4 protein-coding genes are annotated in these 5,462 nt (G+C 70.6%); all 4 read left to right on the forward strand.

What is annotated here, in order from left to right; all coding sequences use genetic code 11:
* Positions 1-1,064: NADH-quinone oxidoreductase subunit NuoF (gene nuoF, locus LOY02_RS17515; RefSeq protein ID WP_317183655.1), on the forward strand; the 1,064-nt coding region annotated here is incomplete at its 5' end.
* On the forward strand, positions 1,061-3,574 hold the full coding sequence (locus LOY02_RS17520) for an NADH-quinone oxidoreductase subunit G (RefSeq protein ID WP_317183656.1): 2,514 nt from the start codon (positions 1,061-1,063) through the stop codon (positions 3,572-3,574). The genes nuoF and LOY02_RS17520, both read left to right, overlap by 4 nt.
* On the forward strand, positions 3,571-5,091 hold the full coding sequence (gene nuoH, locus LOY02_RS17525; RefSeq protein ID WP_317183657.1) for an NADH-quinone oxidoreductase subunit NuoH: 1,521 nt from the start codon (positions 3,571-3,573) through the stop codon (positions 5,089-5,091). Before LOY02_RS17520 ends, nuoH begins: the two co-directional genes overlap by 4 nt.
* Positions 5,084-5,462 (forward strand): NADH-quinone oxidoreductase subunit NuoI (gene nuoI / locus LOY02_RS17530; RefSeq protein ID WP_317183658.1); only part of this gene is annotated, 379 nt, incomplete at its 3' end. The genes nuoH and nuoI, both read left to right, overlap by 8 nt.

Genomic DNA, 5,462 nt, shown 5'->3' on the forward strand with positions numbered 1-5,462 from the left:
GCACGTGCAAGGACGTCCCGCTCATGATGGCCAACCCGCACGCGCTCATCGAGGGCACGATCATCAGCTCCTACGCCATCGGCTGCGAGCACGCCTTCATCTACCTGAGAGGTGAGGTCGTCCACGTCTACCGCCGCCTGCTCCGCGCCGTCGAGGAGGCCCGCGCGGCCGGCTACCTCGGCGACGACGTCGGCGGCAAGGGAGTCAAGGTCGACATCACCGTCCACGCGGGCGCGGGTGCCTACATCTGCGGCGAGGAGACCGCGCTCCTCGACTCGCTCGAGGGTCGCCGCGGACAGCCCCGCCTCAAGCCGCCGTTCCCCGGGGCCGCCGGGCTCTACGCCCGACCGACCTCGGTCAACAACGTCGAGTCGATCGCCTCGGTGCCCGGCATCATCCTCGAGGGCCCTGACTGGTTCAAGGGGATGGGGACCGAGAAGTCCACGGGCTTCGGCATCTTCAGCCTCTCCGGGCACGTCACCAACCCCGGCCAGTTCGAGGCACCGCTCGGCATCACGATGCGCGAGCTGATCGACCTCGCCGGCGGGATCCGTCAGGGCCACAAGCTGAAGTTCTGGACGCCGGGCGGCTCGTCGACGCCCATCTTCACCGATGAGCACCTCGACGTCCCCCTCGACTTCGACTCGGTGGCCGCAGCGGGGTCGATGCTCGGCACCCGCGCCCTCCAGGTCTTCGACGAGACCGTCTCCGTCGTGCGCGCTGTCTCCCGATGGACGGACTTCTACGCCCACGAGTCGTGCGGCAAGTGCACGCCCTGCCGCGAGGGCACCTGGTGGCTGCGGCAGATCATGACCCGCATCGAGAACGGCCAGGGGACCCAGGACGACATCGACAAGCTCGTCGACATCTGTGACAACATCCTCGGGCGCAGCTTCTGCGCGCTCGGTGACGCGGCGACGAGCCCGATCACCTCGGCCGTCAAGTACTTCCGCGAGGAGTTCGAGGCCGGCATGCACACCCCGGCGCACGTCCTCTTCCCACCGGAGAAGTCGGTCCTCTACGAAGTCGAGACCAAGGAGTCCAGCGGGATGGTGACCGCATGACCACCACGTCGACCAACGCCGCCGCGTCGACCCCCGGCGCGCAGGCCCCCGCGAACCCCGACCTCGTCAACCTCACCATCGACGGGGTCGACGTCAGCGTCCCCAAGGGCACCCTCGTCATCCGGGCCGCCGAGACGATCGGCATCGAGATCCCGCGCTTCTGCGACCACCCGCTGCTCGACCCGGTCGGCGCCTGCCGCCAGTGCCTCGTCGACATCGCCATGCCCGACAAGGAGGGCGTGGCCCGGCCGATGCCGAAGCCGCAGGCCTCCTGCACGATCGCCGTCTCGCCGGGCATGGTCGTCAACACGCAGCACACCTCGCGCGTGGCCGACAAGGCGCAGCACGGCCAGATGGAGTTCCTCCTCATCAACCACCCGCTCGACTGCCCGGTCTGCGACAAGGGCGGCGAGTGCCCGCTCCAGAACCAGGCGATGAGCAACGGCCGCGCGGTGTCCCGTTTCGAGGACGTCAAGCGGACCTACCCGAAGCCGATCAACATCTCCTCGCAGGTGCTCCTCGACCGGGAGCGGTGCATCCTCTGCGCCCGCTGCACGCGCTTCTCCGACCAGATCGCCGGCGACCCCTTCATCGCGCTCGTCGAGCGGGGCGCACTGCAGCAGGTCGGCATCTACGAGACCAAGCCCTTCGAGAGCTACTTCTCGGGAAACACCGTCCAGATCTGCCCGGTGGGTGCGCTCACCGGCGCCGCCTACCGCTTCCGGAGCCGCCCCTTCGACCTCGTGTCGACGCCGTCGGTGTGCGAGCACTGCGCGAGTGGTTGCGCGATCCGCACCGACCACCGCCGTGGCGTCGTGCTGCGCCGGATGGCCCTGCGCGACCCGGAGGTCAACGAGGAGTGGAACTGCGACAAGGGCCGCTGGGCGTTCACCTACGCCACGCAGCCCGACCGCATCGAGTTCCCGATGGTGCGCCAGCCGGACGGTGAGCTCAAGGTGGTCGGCTGGCCGGAGGCGCTCGCAGCCGCCGCTGCCGGGCTGTCCCGGGCCAAGGCTGCCGGCGTCCTCGTCGGCGGACGCGTCTCGACCGAGGACGCCTACGCCTACGGCAAGTTCGCCCGGGTCGTGCTCGGCACCAACGACGTCGACTTCCGCACCCGCCCCCACTCCTCCGAGGAGGTCACCTTCCTCGCGGAGCATGTCGTCGCGACAGGTCCCGAGGGCGGAGCGGTGACCTACACCGATCTCGAGAACGCCGGGACGGTGCTCCTCGTCGGGTTCGAGCCCGAGGACGAGAGCCCCATCGTCTTCCTGCGGCTGCGCAAGGCGTTCCGCCGCAACAAGACCACGGTGTATGCCGCTGGGCCTGTTCCCACGCGGGGGCTCGCCAAGATGGGTGGCACCCTCATCCCGGCCGTGCCCGGCCGCGAATCCGCAGCGCTGCGCGATCTTCGGTCCAGCGAGGCCGGCATGGCGGCGCGGGACGGGCTGGCTCAGGGCGGCATCATCCTCGTCGGAGAGCGTGCCGGCACCTCGCCGGGCGCCCTTGCGGCGGCAGCGCAGCTCGCCGCCGAGACGGGCGCTCGTCTCGCCTGGGTGCCCCGCCGCGCTGGTGAGCGCGGCGCCCTCGAGGCCGGTGCGCTCGGTGCGCTCCTGCCCGGTGGCCGCCCGACGAGCGACCCCGTCGCCAGAGGCGAGGTGGCGGCGGTCTGGGAGGTCGGCTCGTTGCCAGACACCCCTGCCCGCGACACCGCCGGCATCATCGCGGCTGCCACGTCCGGCGACCTCGACGCCCTCGTCGTCGGCGGCGTCGACCCGGCCGACCTGCCGGGTGCCCTGGCCGCCGACGCCCGGAGCGCCCTCGAGCGGGCCTTCGTCGTCTCACTCGAGCTGCGCGAGTCGCCCGTCACCGCGCTGGCCGACGTCGTGCTGCCCGTCGCCGCGCAGGCAGAGAAGGAAGGCACCTACGTCAACTGGGAGGGCCGGGTCCGGCCCTTCGAGCAGGCCCTGGCGACCAACCACGTGAGCGACCACCGCGCCCTCGACATGGTGGCTGCCGAGCTCGGCCACTACCTCGAGACCCGCAGCCAGGGCCAGATCCACGCGCAGCTCGAGGCGCTCGGGCCGTGGGCCGGAGCGCGCGGCGTGCCGGGCTCCGGGCAGGCCCCGGCCCCGGTCGCCGCGGAAGGCCACGGTGACCATGTCCTGGCGACCTGGCCCACCCTGCTCGACAACGGGCGGATGCAGGACGGCGAGCCCTTCCTCGCCGGCACCGCACCGGCGGCCGTGGCTCGCCTGTCGCCTGCCGACGCCGCGCGCCTCGGCGTCGGCGACGGTGCCGCTGTGACCGTCACCGGACCGCGGGGAAGCATCACCCTGCCGGCACTCGTCACGGAGGGCATGGTGGACGGCGTCGTATGGATCCCGACGAACTCCCGGGACGCCTCGGTGCGTGCCGGGCTCGGCTCCGAGGCAGGGCACCGGGTCGCCGTGAACGCCTCGGGCGCCGTCCCTGACCCCGCCAACCCCACGAAGGGTGGTGTCGCATGACACTGAGCTCAGCGGCATACGGCCTCATCACGCTGCCAGCGGCAGAGAACCCCTCAGCCGACTTCAGCGACACCCCGCTCTGGCTCTCCCTGGTCAAGGCCGTCCTCATCTTCGTCTACCTGCTGGTCTCGACCCTGATCGTCATCTGGTTCGAACGGCGCGTCATCGGTCGGATGCAGCAGCGCCCGGGCCCGAACCGCAACGGGCCCTTCGGCCTCCTCCAGACGCTCGCCGACGGCCTCAAGTCGATGCTCAAGGAGGACATCACCCCGGACAACGCCGACCGCGTCATCTACCGGGCCGCGGCGATCATCACCGCCACGACGGCCTTCGTGGCGTTCGCCATCATCCCGCTCGGTGGCACGGTGTCGCTCTTCGGCCACGAGACGCCGCTCCAGCTCACCGACGTGCCGGTCGCCGTGCTGCTCGTGCTCGCCGTCGCCTCGGTGGGCATCTACGGCATCGTGCTCGCAGGCTGGTCCTCCGGCTCGACCTTCCCCCTGCTCGGCGGCCTGCGCGCAACGGCCCAGATGATCTCCTACGAGATCGCCATGGGTCTGTCGCTCGTCGCCGTCTTCCTCTACAGCGGGTCGATGTCGACGTCGCAGATCGTCTCGGCGCAGAGCTCGTTGTGGTACATCCTCCCGGCGTTCTTCAGCTTCGCCGTCTACGTCGTCACCATGGTCGGCGAGACGAACCGACTGCCCTTCGACCTCGCCGAGGGCGAGGGTGAGATCGTCGGTGGCTTCCACACCGAGTACTCCTCGATGACCTTCGCCATGTTCTACCTCGGCGAGTACGTCAACATGTTCACCGTCTCGGCTCTGGCCACGACGATGTTCCTCGGCGGGCCGGCGGCGCCCCCGCTCATCTCCGCCATCGGGGACGGCATGTTCGCCGGCGGCTGGTGGGGGCTGCTCTGGTTCACGCTGAAGATGTGGACGTTCATGTGGTTCTTCGTGTGGCTGCGCGGATCGCTGCCCCGGGTCCGCTATGACCAGTTCATGCGGTTCGGGTGGAAGTTCCTCATCCCCGTGACGCTCGCCTGGGTCGTCGCTGTCGCCTTCATCCGCGGCGCGCAGCTCGGCTTCCTCGGTGACGACACCGTGAGCCTCGGCGGCCTGGTCTTCAACCGGGCCACGCTCATCCTCATCAGCGTCGTCGCCGTCCTCGCCCTCGTCGTCACCTGGATCTGGGGCGACCGGGCGGAGGCCAGACAGGCCGCCGCTGCCGCGGCGCAGGAGCCACCCGACGAGATCGACCCGTTCGCCGACGGCTACCCGGTCCCACCGATGCCGGGACAGCGCCTGCGCGAGCCGGCGCCCGCGGAGCGAGTGCTCGCGGGCACGGCCGGCGGTCGCGGCACGACGGTGCGCGGCACGACGTCACCCGAGTCGTCACTCGGGTCGACGTCACTCGAGCCGAGTGCGCCCGAGCCGACGTCGCCCGACGCCGGTTCCAGCACCGGCCCCAGCACGACCGACGGCACCGCCGGCAAGGAGGAGACCCATGGCTGACGAGAACGTCAGCGAGGACAACGGCAGGAAGGGCAAGGGCGCGTTCGCCGAGTTCTTCGCTCCCGTCGCCGGTTTCGGCGTGTCCTTCTCGACGATGTTCCGCAAGGTCGCGACCGAGGAGTACCCCGAGAAGCCGCGTCCCACCCAGCCGAGGTTCCACGGCCGTCACCAGCTCAACCGGCACCCCGACGGGCTCGAGAAGTGCGTCGGGTGCGAGCTGTGCGCGTGGGCCTGCCCGGCCGACGCCATCCTCGTCGAGGGGGCGGACAACGACGACACCCCACTCGAGCAGGGTGGCAAGGGCCGGTTCAGCCCGGGGGAGCGCTACGGCCGCGTCTACCAGATCAACTACCTGCGCTGCATCTTCTGCG

It is taken from the genome of Intrasporangium sp., from assembly GCF_032907665.1.
Taxonomy (GTDB): Bacteria; Actinomycetota; Actinomycetes; order Actinomycetales; family Dermatophilaceae; genus Intrasporangium.

Excerpts from the sequence above, each read along its gene's own strand:
- LOY02_RS17520 (WP_317183656.1), top strand. The coding sequence starts at position 1,061 with ATGACCACCACGTCGACCAACGCCGCCGCGTCGACCCCCGGCGCGCAG.
- nuoH (WP_317183657.1), top strand. The coding sequence starts at position 3,571 with ATGACACTGAGCTCAGCGGCATACGGCCTCATCACGCTGCCAGCGGCA.